We start from the raw sequence: 21,673 nt of genomic DNA, 5'->3' as shown, positions 1-21,673 counted from the left end.
ATATAATTTTAGATATAAGTAATGTACAAGAGAATGAATTGAATGAGTGATATATTTTATTCAGAAAATCGAAAGCAAGATAATCTTCATGCTCAGAATAATTTACTTGCACAAAGGTTTAATTTGTTTTCTCTATTAAAATTTGCATTTCCCACTATTTTTATGATGATTTTTATGGGGCTATATACAATTGTTGATACTATATTCGTTTCAAGATTTGTTAATACAAATGCTTTATCAGCAATTAATATTGTATGCCCTATTATTAATATTATCGTTGGACTTGGAACTATGCTTGCTACTGGGGGGAGTGCTATAGTAGCTCGTAAGATGGGTAATGGTGAGACTGATGAAGCAAAGAAAGTTTTTACTTTAATCGTATTATTTGGAGTTGTACTTGGGATGATAATTACTGGTATTGGGATTGTATTTATGGATTATATTATTATATGGTTAGGAGCAAGTGAGATTTTGATTAAATATTGTCGCTCGTATCTTTTTATTATTTTGATTTTTGCTTCTGCTAATATATTACAAGTATTATTTCAAAGTCTATTTGTGACAGCTGGGAAACCAAAGTTTGGATTATGGTTAGTGATAGGTGCAGGGTGCACTAATATAATTTTAGATTATGTGTTCATTGTTCCATTACAAATGGGTATTGGTGGAGCAGCACTTGCAACGGGTATAGGATATTTAATTCCTACTATTGCAGGGTTAATTTTCTTTTCAAAAAGTAACGGGATACTTAGATTTTGTATACCTAAAGTAGATAAGAAAGTATTGTTTGAGACTTGTTTTAATGGCTCATCTGAAATGGTGAATCAATTATCAACAGCAGTTACCACTTTTTTATTTAATATTATAATGATGAAGTTGATTGGTGAAGATGGAGTTGCAGCTATTACAATAATTATTTATTCTCAGTTCCTTTTAACTTCAATTTATATTGGCTTTTCAATGGGAGTTGCTCCAATAATAAGTTATAATTATGGAAGTAGAAATAATGTACAGTTAAAGTACATTTTTAAAATTTGTATATTATTTATCTCAGTAGCTTCTTTAGTGGTATTTGTTTTTTCTATGATATGTTCACCAAGTATAGTAGAGATTTTTTCTCAAAGAGGAAGCAATGTTTATAAGGTCACAATGTCTGGATTTTATATATTTTCTTTTAGCTTTATTTTTTGTGGATTCAATATTTTTACATCATCTATGTTTACAGCACTATCAAATGGAAAAATATCTGCAATACTATCTTTTTTACGCACATTTGGTTTTATATCTATAGGTTTGCTGATATTACCAAATATATTGGATATATATGGTATATGGCTAGCGGTACCAATTGCTGAGCTATTAACCTTATTTTTAACAGTTAGTTTTATATATAAATATAAGAATAAGTATAACTATATATAATAACAATTATAGTTAACATATATCTTTTTTAACTGTGTATCATTTAGTCCATAAATAACGATTTTTCCGTTATTTATGGGCTTTTATTGTATTTCTTCTTTTGAATTTATTCCTTTATGGCAAGTCTGTTCTTAACAACATTACAATTTTAATTTTTTTTTAATATTTTGTTATTCATATATTGCATAATCAAATCAGCACCAAATTCATTACTACCTGTACTTCTAATTTCTTTTAACCAAGAATCAGTCATTAACTCAACACCGTTTGACACTTTTCTAGTCCATCTGTAACATATCCATTTAAAACAGATTATGCTTAATCTTCAGCCAGAGTTAATAAATTCTTTCATCAGAATTTCATTAGGAGCTGGTGCAGTAATAATCCTAACAACAGGCTTATTGAACTTTTATGCTATATGCTTCCCTAAAAAGAAAAGATATTCATAAATAATTAAGTCAAATTTATGGGCTACTTTTATAGATGATTGATAGACATTTTTTATTAGTAGATAGAGCCTGAAGACATTACATTAGTTTTTTTAGTGGTTGATTTTATCTATTAGGAATGTTACTATTAGTAATATAAAAGGAGAGTAAGTAAAATGGATAAAATTATTTTAGGATTACTTATGTTTAAGAAGCTAACAATTTATGAGATAAGAAACATCATAGAAATAAATTTCACTTCAATGTGTAGCAATAGTATGGGAAGCATTCAAGCTGCAATAAAAAAATTACTTGAAAAGAAAATGATAGTATATGAAGAAATTATTGAAAATAGTGTAAATAAGAAATTTTATGTATTAACTGATGAAGGGAAATTATGTTTTTTAAAATGGGTACAGACTGCTATGATCTCAGGTAAAATGAAGGATATGGAATTAAGTAAACTATTTTTTATGGGTTTTGTGCCAACGAAAAAAAGATTATCATTAATAGAATCTTATCTTGTAGACCTCAAAAAAGAAAGAGAGCAGTTAGAGAATATCAAAAAACAAGACATCAATATTGCAAAATTACAGTTCATTACTTGTATAGAAGAAAACCAAGCACAGTTTAATCACTTTTCACAATACACTGAACCCTCTGACATGCAAAGAGATATTCAAGATATAATTGATTTTGAATTATTGACTTTACAGTTTGGGATTGATAGGACAAATTTTGAAATAGAATGGTTTGAGAACTTAAAGAAAAAACTAATTAATGAATGTTCAAAGAATGGTCATAATCAAGAAAAAGGGGGTAGCTAGTGTGAAAAGAATTGTAATCATAACTGGAGCTAATTCAGGAATAGGGAAGGCAGCAGCATTTAAGTTTGCATCAGAAGGTTATAGGGTCATAATGGCATGTCGAAATATTAAGACTAGTGAAGCAGTGCATGAAGAACTTATTGATAGGACTAAAAATACTAATATAGATTTGCTTCAACTTGATATTTCATCAAAACAATCAATTTATAGTTTTTGTGAGATGTATAAGAATAAATATGGTGTTCTAGATATTTTAATTCATAATGCTGGACATTTCAGACATGGAGAAAAAAGATTTCAAAAAAGTATTGATGGTGTGGAACTAACTTTTGCTACCAATCTATTTGGGCCAGTTCTCATGACTGAGTTATTATTGGATGTACTTGCTAAATCAAATAATCCTAAAATTCTAAATGTTTGTAGCACAAATATAAAACATTTTTTTGATGAAAGAAGAAAAATTAATTTTGGAGTTTTAAGTGGGGAAGCCATAGAGGATAAACAATATAATTCATATCAAATTTATGGGGATTCTAAAATGGCTTTACTTATGGCTACAACTATGATGAAACAAAAATACAAGCCTTATAATATAAGTGTAAATGCAATTATGGTTCCAGCAACAAAAATGAGTAAAGAAACAATTAATAAGTTTAATTCTTATTGGAAAACACTTGCATTTTTACAAAACCTTATTATACTAGAGCCAGAAACTATTGGAAAGGCTTACTTTTCAATTTGTACCTCTAATGTTTATACAGGTATTACTGGAAAACTAATAAATCATCGAGGTCAAATTGTTAAAATGGCTGATGATTCAATATCATTTATAAAAATTATTACAAGCAAAGAGGTTTATCCGCCTTATGTCAATAATAAAGAGGCAATAGATAAGGTGTGGGCTGTATGCAAACAGTATATCGAAAATGCTAAGTGTAGTTTGCTATCATAATATATATAATTAACGAAATTATTACATAAACAATATAATTTCATTAATATTGAAATTGCTAAAACGAGAGAGTGTATTTGCTAATTCTGATAAGTTTTTATTTTACTGCTTAAATTAATATGAGAAAAGTTATGATTAATTAGAATTTAATTTATAATTGATATATACTTGATTTTATTTAATTATTTGAATATACTTTAAGCAGAACATAGAGAGCGATAGAATTAAATAGAAAAAAATAACTCTTTATAGGAGCGATTTTAATATGGAGACATACTTTAATAAAAAAATATTACTTGTTGATGATGAGAAAGATATAATAAATCTAATTGAAGAAGTTTTGATAAAGGATGGTTTTAAAAATATTGTTAAAGCTTATAATGGTTTAGATGCTATTTCTTTGTGTAAGACAGAATGTCCAGATGTCATTATTCTTGACATAATGTTACCAGATGTGGATGGGATAGAAGTGTGTAAAAAAATTAGAGAGTTCTCATACTGCTCAATTCTTTTTCTTTCATCAAAAGATGATGATATTGACAAAATACTTGGTCTTAGTAGTGGTGGGGATGATTATATAACGAAGCCATTTAGTCCAAGAGAGGTTGTCTTTCGAGTTAAAGCTCAATTGCGTAGACAACAGTACCAAAGCATTATACCATCGGATGATGTAGTTATTAAGTTAGGTAATATTACTATTGATACAGAAGGATGTCGTGTATATAAAAATGGAGATGAAATTGAGTTAACTGGAAGAGAATATCAACTTTTAAGTTACATGGCTCAAAATGTAAATAAAATTATAGGAAAAGAAAGGCTTTATGAACAAGTGTGGGGTGTATATAGCAGTATCTGTGATAATACAATTATGGTACATATACGACATATAAGAGAAAAAATTGAAGATAATCCTTCAAATCCTAAAGTACTTATAACAGTTAAAGGTCTAGGATATAAACTTGTGAATAGAGTTGATTAGAACAAATTTTAATATTAATAGGCACTCCTAAACAAGTGCCTATTAATATTTGTATCTTAGCAATAGACTTTATACTCTTGTAGACATTTATTCTTTAAAGTTTCCTAGCAATGAAACTTTAACTAAAATATTAATACATGTATTGAAGTACTAATTAAACAATATATCATATAACATATAAATTTATATTAATTGTTTTTCTATATTAAATACCTTATCAATCCAACCTTTATAAAATTTTTCTTCATGAGAGACTAGTATGATACTTCCTTTAAACTGTTTTAAAGCACTTTGTAAAGCATCCTTTGTTTCAGCATCAAAATGGTTGGTTGGTTCATCTAGAATCAAAAAATTGCAAGGAGATAACATCATACAACATAATTTAACCTTAGATTGTTCACCACCACTCAAAGTAGATACACTCCTTGAGACATGCTCTTCCTTTACACCACATCTGGCTAGATGACGTCTAATCTCTTTTGTATTAAATTTTGGATACTTATCTGCCACTATTTGAAGGGGTGTCTTAGTAGGATTTTCCCATTTTAAATCTTGCTCATAATAACCAATTTTAACTTGCTCTGAAAACTGAAAACTTCCAGAGATACAAGGAATATCTTTAACTAATGTCTTTAATAAAGTTGACTTACCAATTCCATTAAATCCAGTTATAACTATTTTTTGACCTCCATCAACAGAGAAATTTAACTTTGGAAGTAAAGAATAGTAGTAGCCCACCTCAAGATTAGTTACTGTAAGTGCATTCTGAGCAGATATTTCAGTCTCTGAAAATTGAATATTTGGTTTTCCTACAAAACTAGGAGGAGCTATTCTTTCTATTTTATCCAATTGTTTTTGTCTTCCTCTTGCAATTTTCGAATTAACTCCAGCTTTATTTTTACGTATAAATATCTCTTCTTTTTCTATTTTCTTTTGTTGTGCATGATATCTTCGAATATAATCTTCTCTTAAGTGTGATTTTTGCTTAAGGAACTCTGAATATTTTCCATGATATTTCTTAATCATCCCAAACTCTATATCAAGAATACCTGTAGAAATTTTTTCTAGAAAATCAAAATCGTGAGAAACCACAATAAATGCACCACTAAATGTGCTTAAATAGTTAGCAAGCCATTCAACATGTTCTTTATCTAAAAAGTTTGTTGGCTCATCTAATAATAAAACTTCATGATTAGAAAGTAGTAATTTTGCTAAGATTACTTTTGCCCTTTGTCCACCACTAAGTTCTCCAACAACACGATTCATTCCTATTGAATCTAATCCAAGACCAGTTGCTATTCTGTTCACTTCATTGTCTATAGAATAGAAGTTGTTTGCTATTAATAATTCTTGATACTCTGATGCTTTAATTAGTTGTTGCTCATTTCCAGATAGAGCACTTTCTTGGTATAGCAAGTTCATCTCCTTTTCTATTTTATAAAGTTCTTCAAAGGCAGTGTGTAAATAGAGGGATATTGTTGTATCTCTATTAATTTCTGCATATTGGTCTAAATGACCTATTTTGATACTAGTTTGCCACTTGATTTCTCCTTCATCTGGAATAACTTCTCCTAATAAAATTTTAATTAAGGTACTTTTACCTACACCATTTTGACCAACTATACCAATATGTTCACCTTTGAATAAATCAAAGTTAGCTTTTTCATACAGTGACTTATCCATAAAACCTTGTGATAAATTAGTTACTTTTAATAAACTCATAATTCAAACTCCTTTTCTTTTATTAAAAAATTTATGAAAATAAAAAAAGCAGAGGAAAGGCATTTTAAAATGCCGACCTCTGCTTTTGGAAAAACAAAAGGTCATAGACAAGCATTGTTGTCTATGACCAGAAAATCTATATATCTATCGGCAAATAGGCAATTTTAAATAAGCATAGCAGAAAAACTATACTATCTAACCTATATTTGCCGATGAAGATAGAAAGCTCTAAGCTTCCAGATTAACCTCTACACAACGCTTCATCGTATACATTTGTGTAGAGTTAAGTTTTCTAACAAGTTTAACTAATTTTATATAAATCATAATTATTCACATCCTAATCTTAATAGTAATTCTAGTTTATTTATATTTAAATTGTACTTTGTACTTTTGATATTATCTTATTTATTTAAAATATATTTTGCTAATTATAGCTTAAATCATGTTATCATAATACGTGATTATAGTCAACAAAAAAAGTTATTTTTATATAGTCACCTTGATAGCATAATAAATTAAAGTTTATATTATTAAGATGAAGGATAGTATTAATTATAATAATTCTCCATATTTTTTTATAAATATCTTTTTTAATAGAGTTACCAAGACCATATAAGATAAAATAGTAAAAATCAATCCAATAAAGTATATACTTGGAAGTGGCATCATACCAATAGCATGACCAAGGGATGTATAGGGTATAACAGTACCAATAACAATTCCCATTGTTGTAAAAAGAGTTAATTTCCATGAAGCTCGACTTTTAATAAATGGGATGTGTGGAGTTCTTATCATATGAATAACCAATGTTTGAGACCATAAAGATTCTATAAACCATCCAGCATGAAATAGAGATATAAATCCAAGCTGACCTGTAGTATCTAAGCTGTGAAAACTTCCACCAAATACACTTGGGCATACTATAAAATACATTAGTATATATGTTGTAATATCAAATACTGAACTAGATGGACCAATCCAAGTCATGAATTTGCTTATAGATGATGAATCCCATTTTCTTGGAACTTTTAGATAATCATCATCCACATTATCCCATGGAATAGTTATACATGAAATATCATAAATTAAGTTTAGTATTAAGATTTGAATTGGTAGCATTGGTAAAAATGGTAAGAATGCACTTGCTATTAATACAGAGAACATATTACCAAAATTAGAACTTGCAGTCATCTTTATATATTTTATAATATTTGCATATGTTTTTCGTCCTTCAATGGCACCTTGTTCTAGTACCATAAGGTCTTTTTCAAGTAGTATAATATTTGCACATTCTTTAGCTATATCAACCGCTGTATCTACGGATATGCCAACATCAGATTCCTTCATAGCAGCGGCATCATTTATGCCATCACCCATAAATCCAACGATATGTCCATTTCTACGAAGAGATGCAACTATACGAGATTTTTGTTCTGGAGAAAGTTTTGCAAATATACTTGTATTTTCTACTATTTTATCAAGATTTTTATCATCCATGTTTTCTATGTCTGAACCAAGTAAGATATTTTCGATTTTAATGCCTACTTGTTTGCAAATATACTTTGTTACTGCATCATTGTCACCAGTTAGAACCTTTATATCAACTCCATTTTTAAGTAGAGCTTTTACTGCATTAGATGTACTTTCCTTTGGTGGGTCAAGGAATACAAGGTAACCTATTAAAACCATGTTACTTTCGTCAGAAACTGAAAATTCATCTACAGGAGAAGGGTTATTTTTCTGTGCAATTCCCAAAACTCTCATACCCTTATCGTTGTATTTAGAAACTATTGTAATAATTTCTTTACGTATTTCATCTGTTATCAACTGAATCTCACCTTTATACTCAACATGAGTACAAATTGACAACATCTCTTCAATAGCACCTTTTGTAATAAGCTGAGTTTTTCCAAATTTATTTTTAACTACTACACTCATTCTTCTTCTATTAAAATCAAATGGGATTTCATCAACTTTTGTATAATCTATCCAAAGCTCTTGCATACCATTATCATTTGCATGGTTAATAATAGCTATGTCCATAAGATTTTTAAGCCCTGTCTGATGATAACTATTTAAAAATGCATGGCGAAGGATTCGTTTATCTTCTTTTCCATGAATATCAAGAGAATACTCTAAAACTACTTTATCTTTAGTTAAAGTTCCAGTCTTGTCAGTACAAAGTATGTCCATAGCACCAAAATTTTGTATAGAGCCTAAATCTTTAACAATAACTTTTTTCTTTGACATAGCAACGGCACCTTTAGCAAGATTTGCAGATACTAACATTGGCAACATCTCTGGTGTAAGTCCAACTGCTATTGAAAGTGCAAACAAAAAAGCTTCCATCCAATCACCTTTTGTAAAACCATTTACAAAGAGAACTATTGGAACCATAACAAACATAAATCTTATAAGTAGCCATGAAACTGAGTTAACACCCTTTTCAAAACCTGTTATAGTTTTATTGTTTGTTATTTGCTGAGCCATAGAACCGAATACAGTACAATCACCTACTGAAATAACAATAGCTATGGCTGAGCCACTAATTATGTTACTACCCATAAATGCAATATTATCTAAATCAAGTATATTATTGCTAGCTCTTTTGTAGACATCAGAAAATTTTTCTATTGGCTCACTTTCTCCTGTAAGAGAAGATTGACTAACGAATAAGTCTTTACATTGTAATATACGTACATCAGCTGGAATCATATCACCAGCGGCAATATGGATAATATCTCCTACAACAATATCACTTAGTGGTATTTCTATTAATCCTTTAGAATCACGCATAACTGATATAGTAGTATTTACCATATCACTTAGGGCTTGTGCTGCTTTCCCAGAACGAGATTCTTGAATAAATTGTAGTAATCCACTTATAGCTACCATTGTCAATACGATAATGACTGTAGTTACATTTTTATCAGCTGGCTTTGCTAAAATAACATCTGTGACAAAAGAAATTATAGCTAAAATAAAGAGTACAATGGTAAATGGGTTTACAAAAGCTTTTACAAACTTTTTTATCATTGAATTACCAGATTTTTGAGTGATTTCGTTATTACCATACTTGTCTCTCATTATATTAACCATTTTTTCAGAGTAACCATTATAAGAATTTTTATATTCATTTAATAAAATATAGTCTTTCATTATAGCTGAATCAAGTATACGTTCTTTTGAAGTTGAATTATATATAGTTTGTGTAATAAGTTTTTTATTTAATTTTTTTATCATGTCTGAGACCTCCTTAAATAGTTATCTATTTCTTGAAAATAAGGAAGTAAAGACATAAGTCTGTGACGAAAAACATCACTAGTTTTAAGTTTATTAAAAATAGGCAGAAGAAATAAGACGTACAAAATAGTACAATTCTTCAAATAAGTGACTACTTCGCTCAACAGAGCTTATGTTATTACTACTTCCTGCGTCCATTCTTCTCACCTCCAAAATTCAAAATATATAAATCTAAAATAAACATTAAAAAATCCCTTATCAAAGCATAAACAATGACAAGGGAATTAAACCTACAATAAAAACAACCAAGGCATAGAAAACCTAAGTATATTTATAATACAGTAAAAAATGTTTAATCATCGTTCAAGCTTTAACTTCATAGGGCGATGAAATTGCATTAGATTATGCCTTGGAATCGACATAAACTGTTGACCTTCTCATAGTGTCTCCACTATTTTGCGGCAGCAACCCGTATCCCTATGGTAGCCTCACCTACCGAGATATTTAATTTCTATGAGATTATAATATATAAAAAAATATTTGTCAACATATAAAAAACTATATACAGTCAATATATTATATTACTTTGTCAAACTTATTGTTCTAAATCTTGTATTTGTATAATTACAAATATTTTTAATGTATGTTTTTTTTTATTAAAATTGTATAACAATTCATTTCTAATAAAATTGTATAATCTATAAAAGCAATTAAGGCTATTAGCTTTATAATTTTAATATAGCATGTACTATTTTTATGAAATATTACAACCTGTAGAAGCAGTTGAATACTATTGTTGAATTTTAAAGTATGTGCTAAGATACATATATAATTGTTAGAAACAAAATAAATATAAATTTTATATATGAAAGTATACATTTAAAGTAATAAGTAAGGATATATGTTTATTTATGATTATATAAATAGGTATATTTTGAATATAATATCATTAGTAACATAATGTAAATAAGTATTGTTATTAAAATAATCGCAAGCAATTTCAACAAAAACTTTTTATAAAGGGGGGAATTAGATTTGTGTCAATTAAAAGAATTGCTTTTATAATTTCTTTAATTATCTGTATAATATTTGTGTATCTCCCAATACAAACAATTGCTACATCAGAAAAGCGTGTTGTAAAGGTAGGTTTTTTTGAGTTTGAAGGGTATCATGAGTATAATGAAACTGGGGATAGAAGTGGGTATGGATATGAGTATCTTCATGAGATTGCAAAGCATACTGGCTGGACATATGAATATGTATCTGGTACATGGGAAGAATGTCAAGCTATGTTAGAAAATGGTCAGATTGATTTGCTTACATCTGCACAATATACAAAAGAACGTGCAGAAAAATTTGATTTCTCAGAATTGCCTTTGGGAAGCAGTTATGCACGCATTACAGTAAAGCATGGAAATTCAAAATATTTACCAAATGATTATAAAAATTTTGATGGAATAGTGATTGGATTACTTGAAAGTAATAGTAGAAATGAAAACTTAAAAAAATTTGCATACGAAAAAGAATTTAATTACACATCTAAATATTTCAAAAATCAAAAAGAGTTAGAAAGTGCATTAAAAAATGGAAAAGTGGATGCTATATTAACTAGTAGCCTAAGAACTGCTAAAGATGAAAATGTAATTGCTCAGTTTTCTCCATCTCCATTTTATTGTATTGTAAAAAAAGGTAATGCTCAATTGTTAGAAGAAATTAATAATGCTCTAGAAGACATAGAAATGGATAATCCTGCATATAAGTTTAATTTATATAGTAAGTATTATCAATCTAGTAATCAAAATGAGTTTATCCTTTCTAAAGAAGAACATAATTATTTAAAAAGAAATGATAGTATACGTTTAGTTAGTATGCCAGAATCATATCCATTATCATACTTAGACAACGGAAATTTTAATGGTATAATATCAGATATGTTTAGTTTAATTGTTAAGGACCTTGGTTTGAAGATAGACTATATAGAAACCAATTCATATAAAGAATCAATTAATATGTTAAAAGAAGGAAAAGCAGATGTTATATGTTTTTTTAATTCTGATTATGGATGGGCAGAACAGAATGGAATAAAAATTACATCTCCTTATATGGAATTGAACTACAGTGCAATAACTAAGAACTATAGGAATACTAAGTTTAATAATATTGCTGTTGTTGACAGTGATAAGTTTAATGATGAGTATATCAAAAAACGTTATAAAAAATCTAATGTTAAAAGTTATAAATCTGAAAAAATGGCTATAAATGCAGTAGAAAGAGGCGATGCAGATGTAGCGTTTATAAATACATATTCTGCTGAAAACTATATACAAAAGGATTATAATAATTTAAAAGCAACCTTAGTTACTGATTATAAAACCAATATATCTCTAGGAGTTAGCCAAGATATAAATCCAGTATTATATTCTATTTTGGATAAAAGAATAAATTCACTTAATAAGGATGAGTGCTCTGAAATTATTGCAAAGTATACAATGTTTCAAAATTATGAAACTAGCTTATCTCAATTTGTTCATCAGCATCCAGTTCAGACAGTTTTAGTTTCTTTTTGCTTTTTCTTAATTATAATAGCTGCTCTTTCTTATATAATTGCAATTAACAGAAGACATTCAATACATATTTTTGATTTAGCATTTAAAGATACAATTACTGGAATTTGGAATTACAATGGATTTGAAAAAGAAACAACAAAAATTTTGGAAAAACATAAAGGAAAGTTTTATGCACTGGTTGCTTTTGACATAAAAAAATTTGCTATAATAAATGAAAATTATGGTAGAGATTCTGGAAATATAATCATAAAAGAAATTGTTTCAGTCCTAAAAAGGATTATCGGAGATACAGCCTTATTGGCCCATGTAAAAGCAGACCATTTCCTTTTTCTTTTACCATACGAGTTTAAAAAAGATTTGGAACTAACTCTTAACTGTATAAATGAAAATATCTCATATTTTGAAGTTAAAGGTTTTAGTATTAAAGTTAAGCCCAACTTTGGAGTATATAATATTGAAACTGAGAATATTGCTGTTACAAAGGCTATTGATTATGCTGAAATTGCTAGAAGAAAAGCAAAGGAAGGCAAGCTATCTATTGTATATTTTGATGATTCACTTAGAGAAAATCTTAAAAAAGAAAAAGAGATTGTTGACAGAGTAGATTATGCATTAGAAAACAAGGAGTTCCAAGTTTATTATCAACCTAAATTTGATATGAGAACAAATGAAATTATTGGAGCAGAAGCACTTGTAAGATGGAATCATAAAGAACTTGGCTTTATGAATCCAGCAGAATTTATTCCTATACTTGAGAAGAGTGGTGGTATTATAGAAGTTGATTTTTTTGTGTTGGATGAAGTATGTAAATTGACTCGTTTTTGGATGGATTCTGGAATTAAACCAATTTCAATTTCTGTAAATCAATCAAGAGCACATTTTCAGAGAAAAGATTATATAAATAGATTGCAAGAGTTGCTTGTTAAATATAATATACCTAGAAACATAATTGAACTTGAAATAACTGAAAGTTTGTTTGAAAATGATAGTATATCAAATGATATGATAAAAAAGATTAAGGAACTTGGATTTTTTATTTCTGTTGATGACTTTGGGTCAGGTTACTCTTCTTTAAATCTTCTCAACCAAGTTTCTGTAGATATTCTAAAAATAGATAAATCTCTATTAGATAATTCTAAAGGTGAAGGTAAGATTATAAGTAAAGTAGTTGAGATGGCAAATGACTTGGGTCTAGAAGTAATTTGTGAAGGTGTTGAAAATATGGAACAGGCGGAATTTTTAATGAGTATTAATTGTTATTATGCACAAGGTTATTTATATGCTAAACCTATGCCAAAGGATATGTTTGTTCAAAAAGTGGAGAAGTCTAAAGATATATAGAAATTGTATAAATATTTAAGTTGTTATAATAGTATATTAAAGATTACAATAAATAAAATATTTATGTATGATATCTAAAAATGAATGAAAATTAAATATATAGTAAAGGCACTTTATAAATTATGAAGTGTCTTTTATTGTTGTAAAAATAAGTAGTGTATTACGAATAACAAAAAGAATAACATTAATTAAATCTTAGATAATCTTAGGTATAATGTATGATTTACTTTGAAAAAACTAAAATTTTAAGGTGAAATAATATAATTATATTAAATTTTATTGAAATAATTAAAATTATTTACTTAATATAACTTATTAGTTAGAATTATACTAAATAATTAAGGAGGTGAGTAGCGATAGATGAGATAGATTTAAAAATAATTAATTCTCTAAAGAAGAATAGTAGAGCCTCAACTTCTGAAATAAGCAGGCAAGTCAATTTATCAATACCAGCAGTATCAGAACGAATAAAGAAAATTGAGCAATCAAATATAATTCAAAAGTATACTATCCAAATCAATCGAGAAAAAACAAAATACAAACTTTTAGCTTTTATATTTATCAATACTGATTTATCTGAAAGTATGGAAGATTTTAAGCAAACTATATTGGAACATGAGACTGTATTGGAGTGTCATCATATTTCAGGAGAGTATGATTATTTGATAAAAGTATTAGCAGAAGATACAAATGACCTTGAAGAATTCATATCTGTGACATTAAAAAGAATCAAGGGAATTCAGAAAGCTAATACAACTATTGTTCTATCTACAATTAAAGAAGAAATTAATACATGTAAAAATATTTTTAAAATAGATTAATAGTTAAATGTTAATTACCTTATCTATATTTATTTTAACTAAATTTTAGGAGGAAAATGTAATATGAAAATTTTAGTTTTTTTAGCAAAAGGTTTTGAAACTATGGAATTCAGCGTATTTATAGATGTTATAGGATGGGCTCGTAATGATTATGGTTGTGATATTGATGTAGTAACTTGTGGCTTTAAAAAGAAGGTTATGAGTACGTTTAATATTCCAGTATTTGTTGATAAGACTATAGAAGAAGTATGTGTTGATGATTATGATGCTCTAGCTATTCCTGGTGGTTTTGAAGAGTTTGGATTTTATGAAGAAGCATATGATATGTCTTTTTTAAATTTAATAAGAGAGTTTGATTTAAAAGAAAAGATAATTGCATCTATTTGTGTGGCGGCATTGCCAGTTGGCAAAAGTGGAGTTTTAAAAAATCGTAAAGCTACTACATATCATTTGAAAAATGGTCAAAGGCAAAGACAGTTAAGAGAATTTGATGTAAATGTAATTAATGAACCAATTGTTGTAGATAAAAATATTATAACTTCATATTGTCCAGAAACTGCTCCACATGTAGCTTTTAAACTTTTGGAAATGTTGACATCTAGAGAACAAATGGAGACTGTTAAACTAGCTATGGGATTTAAACTATAATGAGCTATAGATTTTCTAAGTAATCAGAACCCCAGTCACACATACAATCTAGAATTGGAATAATACTCTTTCCAAAATCTGATAGTGAATATTCTACTTTTGGAGGAACAACAGGATAAACAACTCTGATAATTAAACCATCTGCTTCTAATTCACGTAGCTGTTGAGTTAACATCTTAGGTGTTGCTTTAGAAATTAATTTTCTTAGTTCATTAAATCTCAATATAGTGTCTTTGAGATGCCAAAGTATAAGTGTCTTGTATTTACCACCAATCAATGCAAGTGTTGCTTCTATTGGACAACTATAATCACTAGAACATTTTTTCATTTTTAAGCTCCTTTTATATATTTTAAGTATCTTTTTAGGTACTATATTACAAAAAAGTGCATTATTGTAATATAAAACTATAGTGATAAAATTATAGCATAGGTTAAATAAATCATCAACTTAGCCTAATAAAATGATAGGAGGTAAGTAAATGAATTTTGTTGAACTTGCAAAAAAAAGATATTCTTGTCGTAATTATCAGGATAGAAAGGTAGAGAAAGAAAAACTTGAGAAAGTTTTAGATGTTGCAAGAATAGCTCCAACTGGTGGTAATCGTCAACCACAAAGATTAATTGTTATTCAAGAAAAAGAAGGTCTGAATAAACTTTCTAAGGCTGCCAATATATATGATGCACCATTAGCTATTATCGTGTGTGGAGATAAGGAAAAAGTTTGGACAAGACCTTTTGATGGGAAACAACTTACAGATATTGATACAAGCATAGTTACTGACCACATGATGTTACAGGCAACTGAACTTGGATTAGGAAGTGTTTGGGTATGCTATTTTAATCCAGATGTAATTAGAGAAGAGTTTAGCTTGCCAGATAATCTGGAAGCAATAAATATATTATTGATAGGATACGAATCTAAAACACCAGAAAGCCCAGAGAGACACGAAAAAACTCGTGTTCCTTTAAGTGAAATTGTTTCTTATGAAACTCTTTAGTCATAAAATCAGGTTATTTACATAATAAATGTCATAAAATATTTACTGTAAGTAAAATTCAAAATAAGTAATATCTACATGAAATTAACTTTAGTGAAGTGTATCTAGTTTTAATAAAAGATATACTTCACTAATTTATTTTTTAAAAATATTTATTAAATATGAAGGTTTTACGAATTAACTAAAATATATTTATTGAACTAACTTTTAAATCTGAAAAAGCACTTGAAATATAGTCTTTTATATCATTTAGATGGTCTTGAATTTGTTTTTCTGATATTCTATCAGCTCCATATACAAAATACATAATATTTTTAGTATCTTTTGTTATAGATGTTCGATTATCTGGTCCATTAAGAATACTGGATAATATACCAATGTTATCAGATAAAAATAAATCATACTTTGTTAAAACCTGTTCTTTTCCACCTATCCCATAAAAATGTTCACTACCATTTGCAATATCTATTCTCAAAGGTAATTCTATCTTATCAAAGTCATGCCCTGCTGTTAGAAGAAGGTTTTTTAATTCTGCTAAAAACATTGATTCAACTGTTATTCCTGCATCTGGAATACCTTTTGATTTTAATAAAAGAGATTCCAATTGAAGTAATACAGGGTAAGTTTTCTTAAATTTTTTATAATATTTTATATAACTTGAAATTGGTTCTGTTTTAATTTTTTCTTTACGATTGTACTCTGGGTGTTGTTCAATAATATTTTCAGTTATAGAGTTTTTAAGGAATAAAAAATTTTCTTTATTAGGATTTGAATATGTAATATTTATAACCATAACTCCGAATTTAATATTAGGATAAATTTCTTTTACCTTACTTGATATTTCTAGCATAATATAGACTCCTTTTTATTTTATATTTTATGATATAATCTTAGCAAGTTAAAAGTGGATTTTGTAGTTCCACTTTTATAGAAATTTTATAGAACCACTTTTGGAGGTATTAAAGTGTGGATTACAATTAATAGAAATAGCAACATATCATTATCGAGGCAAATTTATTGTAAGATAAAGGATATGATTTTGGATGGAAGCTTAAAGTTTGAACAAAAATTGCCATCATCTAGAACTTTGTCAAAAGAATTATCTGTATCTCGCAATACAGTTTTGGATGCATATAATCAATTGATTGCAGAAGGATATTTGGATACAAAAAATGGCTATGGTACAATCGTAGCTAAAGGTATATCAGGGTATAATGTTGGCTTTAAATTAAACTATACTTTTGAAAGTGCAGATAATTTGCACATCAATGAACAAAAAAATTGCATAGATTTTCGTTCTGGTATTCCAGAATTAAAACTATTTCCACGTAAAGAATTTTCAAAGCTATATAAACAAATACTATATGATTTATCAGATTCAGACTTTAGATATGGAAGTGTAGCTGGTGTATGGGAATTGAGGGTAGAAATATCTAAGTATTTATTTCGAACTAGGGGGATTAGATGTAATCCCCAAAATATTATGATTGTCTCTGGTTCAACACAAGGTTTATCCCTAATTTCCCAACTTTTATATAAAAATAATAAAAAGGTAGTTGTAGAAGACCCTATTCATAAAGGATTATTAAAAGTTATTTCATCTATTGGATATTCAGTTGTTGGAATTAAAGTAGATGATAAGGGTATGAATACTGATTTAATAAAATCGGTAAAAGACATTTCTTTTGTTTATACTACGCCTTCTCACCAATATCCGTTGGGAGGCATTTTACCTATTCAAAGAAGGTTAGAGCTTATTAAATGTGCAACAGATAATAGTTACTATATAATTGAAGATGACTATGACGGTGAATTTAGATATGAGGGACCACCAATTAGTTCTCTTTATGAACTTAATCCAAATAAAGTAATTTATATAGGCTCTTTTAGTAAAATATTATCTCCAGCTATTCGTATCGGATTTATGTTACTACCAGACAATATGCTAGAGAATTATAAAGTTTTAAAAATGTACTCTGATGTTCATACAGAAACAATATTTCAGTATGTATTGGCTGAATTTATTAGAAATGGAAGCTTAGAAAAGTATATTTTTAGAATGAAGAAGCTATATAATAGAAAACGTAAACACCTAATTGAAGTATTAAATACTGAGTTTAAAAATGAATTTAAAATAAAAGGTGAGGCAGCAGGTCTTCATATAGTTGTTCATTTTTATAATATTAAGTTTACAGGAAGCTTGATTAATAAAATTTTTGAAGAAAACATAAAAGTTTATCCTATACAGCAGTATGCAATTAAAAATACATTAGAATATGACCATGAAATTATACTGGGTTATGCTCATCTTAGTATTGATGAAATTGAAAAAGGTATAAAAATACTCAGTAAAATAGTACATATGAAACAAGATATATAGATAGAACCTATAGCGATTTATATAAGATGCAATCAAGTTGAAATTTTAATAATAGTATTATATTAATGATATCTATTATTATTTTTATGTTGGAATACTTAATATTGTGTTGTGGATATTTTGTAACTATTAATTAAGTTAAGATAGCAATTTATATTAAGAAAAAAGTTTTTGCATAAGTTATAATACTTAAAAGGAGATGATGAAGTTGAAAACAAATACAGATGTGATTATGGAAATCATTGATTATATAGAAGAAAATCTTACAGAAAATTTAAATTTAGATAAGATAGCAGATATTGCTAATTATTCAAAATATCATTTGCACAGAATGTTTACAAATATTGTAGGATGTACTATTCATCAATACATACAGAGAAGGAGACTTACTGAAGCAGCTAGACAACTTATATTTACAGATAAATATATTATAGACATAGCTATTACAGCAGGATATTCTACACATCAATCATTTACGCTAGCATTTAGAAAATTATACAAAGAGTCTCCACAAGTATATAGAAATAAAGATGAATTTTATCCTATACAACATAGATTTGTTTTAAATCTAAATCATCAAATCCAAAATACAAAATGTATTTCTTATACAAGTATTAATTATGAACAAAGAAGAGACGAAATCAATTCTTATTTTAATATTAATTGCGAGGTGAAGGTAGCATGAATTTAGTACCACATGTAATTGAACAAACAGGTAAAGGGGAAAGGTCGTATGACATATATTCGAGATTGTTAAAAGATAGAATTATATTTATAGGAGAAGAAATTAATGATGATATTGCAAGTCTAGTAGTAGCTCAATTACTGTTTTTAGAATCAGAAGACCCAGATTCAGATATAATTATATATATAAATAGCCCTGGTGGCTCTGTTACAGCAGGATTTGCTATATATGATACTATGCATTATGTTAGATGTGATGTGTCAACTATTTGTATTGGTATGGCTGCAAGTATGAGTGCATTTTTACTTGCAGGAGGAACAAATGGAAAAAGATGTGCTTTACCTAATGCAGAGATTATGATTCATCAGCCGATGGGTGGAGCTAAAGGTCAAGCAACAGATGTAAAAATAGCAGTAGATAATATGTTAAAAACAAAAGAAAAATTAGATAGAATTCTTTCTGAAAATACAGGAAAATCAATAGAAGATATTAGAAGAGATACAGACAGGGACAATTTTATGACTGCACTAGAGGCTAAAGAATATGGACTAATTGATTATATAATGAATAAAGAAGAGTAGAAAGCTGATTTTAGAATCTAATCTATAGTATATAGATACTAAAAAATAACCATGTTTATTTAAACATGGTTATTTTTTTTTAGAAAAAGAAACTTTTCTTGGGATTATAACCACACTGGTTAATATTTGTACAAAGATTTATTATAAATACAAACTTTATACTATTAAAATAAAAATAAAGTATTAACATGTTTAATCAACTAGCAATAAACCAAAATGATTTTGAATTTCTCCTTTTTTTCGTAAAGTATTTATTTCTAATCCATTTGACCTTACTGTAGCAAATACGTCAATGCCACAAGCTTCCATTGATGGAGCCGTTTTGTTAGGAAAATTACAGGTAGCAGGGTTACATTTGGCGCACATTGTGCAAGGTCCACTTCCAAAAGCAATTACTTTATAATATCCATCTAAAAATAGTTCTCTTGCAAGTTTGACAGCTAAAGGAGTGACAATACTCATTTCATGACATCTAAATAGAATAGCTTTATCATAGCAATCTATTATTGCTTGTGTCTGTTGATATGTTGGTACATTAGGTGGACAACAATGGCTATGCCCAAATGTATTACAACCAAACTGGCACTTGTAAATTGTCCATGCTGCTGTGAGAATCGTTTTAGGGTCTATTGAAATAGCAATATCTGCTCCATTAGATTTTAATGTTTCAAAGTATTTTTTCATAATTTGCCTCCAATAAAAAGTAGTTTAATTTTTTGTACTATGAATGAATAAATTTAACAATTTCTTATGATTATAATAACTCAAAAGTATATATCAAACAAATTAAAGTATTAGAATTCTGAATTCAATAGAAATGAACTATAAAGTAAATATTGTAGATAGAGTTATATACTGTTTTTTTGTCGTTAAAAATTTCTGAAATTTCAATAACAAATTAAAGAGAAATACCATATATTACTTATGTCTGTAATATATAGAAGACAAAGGAGTTGTACATTATGATTACAATAAGTTTGTGTATGATTGTTAAGAATGAAGAAGAGGTTATAGGAAGATGTTTAGATTGTGTAAAGGATATAGTAGATGAAATTATAGTTGTAGATACTGGTTCTACAGATTCCACAAAAGAAATAGTCTCAAAATATACAGACAAGGTATATGATTTTAAATGGATAGATGATTTCTCTGCTGCAAGAAATTTTTCATTTTCTAAAGCTTCTAAAGACTATACAATGTGGCTTGATGCAGATGACATAATTTTAGAAGATGATAGGAAAAAATTATTGGAAATTAAGGAAAGCTTAGATACTTCCATTGATATTGTTATGGCAAAATACAATGTCTCCTTTGATGAAAACGGCAAACCAACTTTATCATATTATAGAGAACGATTATTTAAAAGAAGCTCTAATTATAAATGGGTTGACCCTATTCATGAAGTGATACCTCTTGTTGGAGAGATATTCTATTCTGAAATTGCAATATCTCATAAAAAACTACACAGACAGGACCCTCTAAGAAATCTTAGAATATTTGAAAAAATGATTTCAGAAGGTAGGGTATTAGAGCCAAGACATCAATTTTATTATTCAAGAGAGCTGTACTATAATGCGAGGTATGAGGAAGCAGTAGAAGGTTTTACTAAATTTTTAGATTCATCTAGAGGGTGGATTGAGGATTGTATCAGTGCTTGCAGAGATTTAGCCACATGTTATTACTTAATTAATGATGAAAAAAATGCCTTATATTCTTTATTTAGAAGCTTTGAATTTGATGAGCCAAGAGCAGAAGTTTGCTGTGATGTAGGAAAGCACATGTTTGATAGACAAAAATATAAAGAGTCCATTTTTTGGTATAAGGTAGCACTAACAAGAGATAAAAATGATACTAATGGAGGATTTAAATCGAATGATTGCTATGGATATATACCATATATACAATTGAGTGTTTGCTATGACAGATTAGGAGAAACAGATAAAGCTATTTATTGTCATGAAAAAGCAAAAGAAATTAAACCTAATGATAGTGCTATTTTGCACAACGAAAACTATTTTAATAAGTTAAAAAATAAGTGATAAGTCACAATAATACTAAATTTGACATATTATATATAGA

At 28.0% G+C, this 21,673-nt stretch carries 18 protein-coding genes, 1 pseudogene and 1 riboswitch; of the genes and pseudogenes, 13 read left to right on the top strand and 6 right to left on the bottom strand.

All coding sequences use genetic code 11. The features are described from left to right. Positions 1–42: 42 nt before the first annotated feature. Positions 43–1,422 carry an MATE family efflux transporter gene (locus ACTG48_RS18630; protein WP_479917654.1) on the top strand — a complete coding sequence of 460 codons (1,380 nt, stop codon included), beginning with the start codon at positions 43–45 and terminating at the stop codon, positions 1,420–1,422. Positions 1,423–1,570: 148 nt separating this feature from the next. Here ACTG48_RS18630 and ACTG48_RS18625 read toward each other — a convergent pair whose 3' ends face one another. Next, the gene (locus ACTG48_RS18625) at positions 1,571–1,696 is read right to left on the bottom strand and encodes a hypothetical protein (RefSeq protein ID WP_021386290.1); all 126 of its coding nucleotides are present in this window, start codon (positions 1,694–1,696) and stop codon (positions 1,571–1,573) included. A 330-nt stretch (positions 1,697–2,026) separates the two neighbouring features. Here ACTG48_RS18625 and ACTG48_RS18620 point away from each other — a divergent pair, with 330 nt between their 5' ends. The 3 genes from ACTG48_RS18620 to ACTG48_RS18610 all read left to right on the top strand — a co-directional run bounded on the left by ACTG48_RS18620 (position 2,027) and on the right by ACTG48_RS18610 (position 4,608). Beyond that, on the top strand, positions 2,027–2,677 hold the full coding sequence (locus ACTG48_RS18620) for a hypothetical protein (protein WP_479917653.1): 651 nt from the start codon (positions 2,027–2,029) through the stop codon (positions 2,675–2,677). Position 2,678: 1 nt separating this feature from the next. Further along, complete coding sequence (locus ACTG48_RS18615) at positions 2,679–3,629, top strand: SDR family NAD(P)-dependent oxidoreductase (protein ID WP_021386283.1); 951 nt, start codon at positions 2,679–2,681, stop codon at positions 3,627–3,629. A 265-nt stretch (positions 3,630–3,894) separates the two neighbouring features. Then, a complete protein-coding gene (locus tag ACTG48_RS18610) occupies positions 3,895–4,608 on the top strand; it encodes a response regulator transcription factor (protein WP_021386284.1) in 714 nt (237 codons plus the stop codon). 183 nt (positions 4,609–4,791) lie between these two features. On the opposite strand, the gene ACTG48_RS18605 is transcribed toward ACTG48_RS18610, so the two are convergent. Both ACTG48_RS18605 and mgtA read right to left on the bottom strand, forming a co-directional pair. Further along, entirely contained in the window at positions 4,792–6,330 is a 1,539-nt protein-coding gene (locus tag ACTG48_RS18605) for an ABC-F family ATP-binding cassette domain-containing protein (protein WP_479917652.1), read from the bottom strand. Positions 6,331–6,882: 552 nt separating this feature from the next. Further along, positions 6,883–9,573 carry a magnesium-translocating P-type ATPase gene (gene mgtA / locus ACTG48_RS18600; RefSeq protein ID WP_479917651.1) on the bottom strand — a complete coding sequence of 897 codons (2,691 nt, stop codon included), beginning with the start codon at positions 9,571–9,573 and terminating at the stop codon, positions 6,883–6,885. A 348-nt stretch (positions 9,574–9,921) separates the two neighbouring features. Continuing rightward, a riboswitch (M-box (ykoK) riboswitch) is annotated at positions 9,922–10,080 on the bottom strand. Between the two features lie 530 nt (positions 10,081–10,610). On the opposite strand from mgtA, the gene ACTG48_RS18595 reads away from it, so the two are divergent. The 4 genes and pseudogenes from ACTG48_RS18595 (at position 10,611) to ACTG48_RS18580 (ending at position 14,950) form a co-directional block, all read left to right on the top strand. Further along, positions 10,611–13,481: an EAL domain-containing protein gene (locus ACTG48_RS18595; RefSeq protein ID WP_021386286.1), complete on the top strand. Its 2,871-nt coding sequence runs from the start codon at positions 10,611–10,613 to the stop codon at positions 13,479–13,481. A gap of 356 nt (positions 13,482–13,837) precedes the next feature. Then, positions 13,838–13,972, top strand: a pseudogene (locus ACTG48_RS18590) (Lrp/AsnC family transcriptional regulator); the annotation flags it as partial. After that, on the top strand, positions 13,973–14,302 hold the full coding sequence (locus ACTG48_RS18585; protein ID WP_479918808.1) for an Lrp/AsnC family transcriptional regulator: 330 nt from the start codon (positions 13,973–13,975) through the stop codon (positions 14,300–14,302). Between the two features lie 63 nt (positions 14,303–14,365). Then, on the top strand, positions 14,366–14,950 hold the full coding sequence (locus tag ACTG48_RS18580; protein WP_479917650.1) for a DJ-1/PfpI family protein: 585 nt from the start codon (positions 14,366–14,368) through the stop codon (positions 14,948–14,950). Positions 14,951–14,954: 4 nt separating this feature from the next. Here the strand turns inward: ACTG48_RS18580 and ACTG48_RS18575 are convergent, their stop codons facing one another. Beyond that, the gene (locus ACTG48_RS18575; protein ID WP_479917649.1) at positions 14,955–15,278 is read right to left on the bottom strand and encodes a winged helix-turn-helix transcriptional regulator; all 324 of its coding nucleotides are present in this window, start codon (positions 15,276–15,278) and stop codon (positions 14,955–14,957) included. A 151-nt stretch (positions 15,279–15,429) separates the two neighbouring features. Between ACTG48_RS18575 and ACTG48_RS18570 the strand changes: the two genes are divergently transcribed. After that, positions 15,430–15,948, top strand: a complete 519-nt coding sequence (locus tag ACTG48_RS18570) for a nitroreductase family protein (RefSeq protein WP_021386285.1) — start codon at positions 15,430–15,432, stop codon at positions 15,946–15,948. 181 nt (positions 15,949–16,129) lie between these two features. On the opposite strand, the gene ACTG48_RS18565 is transcribed toward ACTG48_RS18570, so the two are convergent. After that, on the bottom strand, positions 16,130–16,798 hold the full coding sequence (locus ACTG48_RS18565) for a phenylalanine--tRNA ligase beta subunit-related protein (RefSeq protein WP_021386296.1): 669 nt from the start codon (positions 16,796–16,798) through the stop codon (positions 16,130–16,132). 114 nt (positions 16,799–16,912) lie between these two features. On the opposite strand from ACTG48_RS18565, the gene pdxR reads away from it, so the two are divergent. The 3 genes from pdxR (at position 16,913) to clpP (ending at position 19,594) form a co-directional block, all read left to right on the top strand. Continuing rightward, complete coding sequence (gene pdxR / locus ACTG48_RS18560; RefSeq protein WP_479917648.1) at positions 16,913–18,328, top strand: MocR-like pyridoxine biosynthesis transcription factor PdxR; 1,416 nt, start codon at positions 16,913–16,915, stop codon at positions 18,326–18,328. Positions 18,329–18,536: 208 nt separating this feature from the next. Then, complete coding sequence (locus ACTG48_RS18555) at positions 18,537–19,013, top strand: helix-turn-helix transcriptional regulator (protein WP_021386282.1); 477 nt, start codon at positions 18,537–18,539, stop codon at positions 19,011–19,013. Further along, positions 19,010–19,594, top strand: coding sequence for an ATP-dependent Clp endopeptidase proteolytic subunit ClpP (clpP, locus tag ACTG48_RS18550; RefSeq protein WP_479917647.1), 585 nt, complete (start codon positions 19,010–19,012; stop codon positions 19,592–19,594). Before ACTG48_RS18555 ends, clpP begins: the two co-directional genes overlap by 4 nt. 192 nt (positions 19,595–19,786) lie before the next feature. On the opposite strand, the gene ACTG48_RS18545 is transcribed toward clpP, so the two are convergent. After that, the gene (locus tag ACTG48_RS18545) at positions 19,787–20,278 is read right to left on the bottom strand and encodes a DUF2284 domain-containing protein (protein ID WP_021386301.1); all 492 of its coding nucleotides are present in this window, start codon (positions 20,276–20,278) and stop codon (positions 19,787–19,789) included. 278 nt (positions 20,279–20,556) lie between these two features. On the opposite strand from ACTG48_RS18545, the gene ACTG48_RS18540 reads away from it, so the two are divergent. After that, complete coding sequence (locus tag ACTG48_RS18540; protein WP_021386280.1) at positions 20,557–21,633, top strand: glycosyltransferase; 1,077 nt, start codon at positions 20,557–20,559, stop codon at positions 21,631–21,633. The last annotated feature ends 40 nt before the right edge of the window (positions 21,634–21,673 follow it).

The sequence above is a fragment of the Clostridioides sp. LIBA-6822 genome (genome assembly GCF_056688955.1).
The sequence above is the reverse complement of the archived record's forward strand: the minus strand, read 5'-3'. Positions and strand labels throughout refer to the sequence as shown.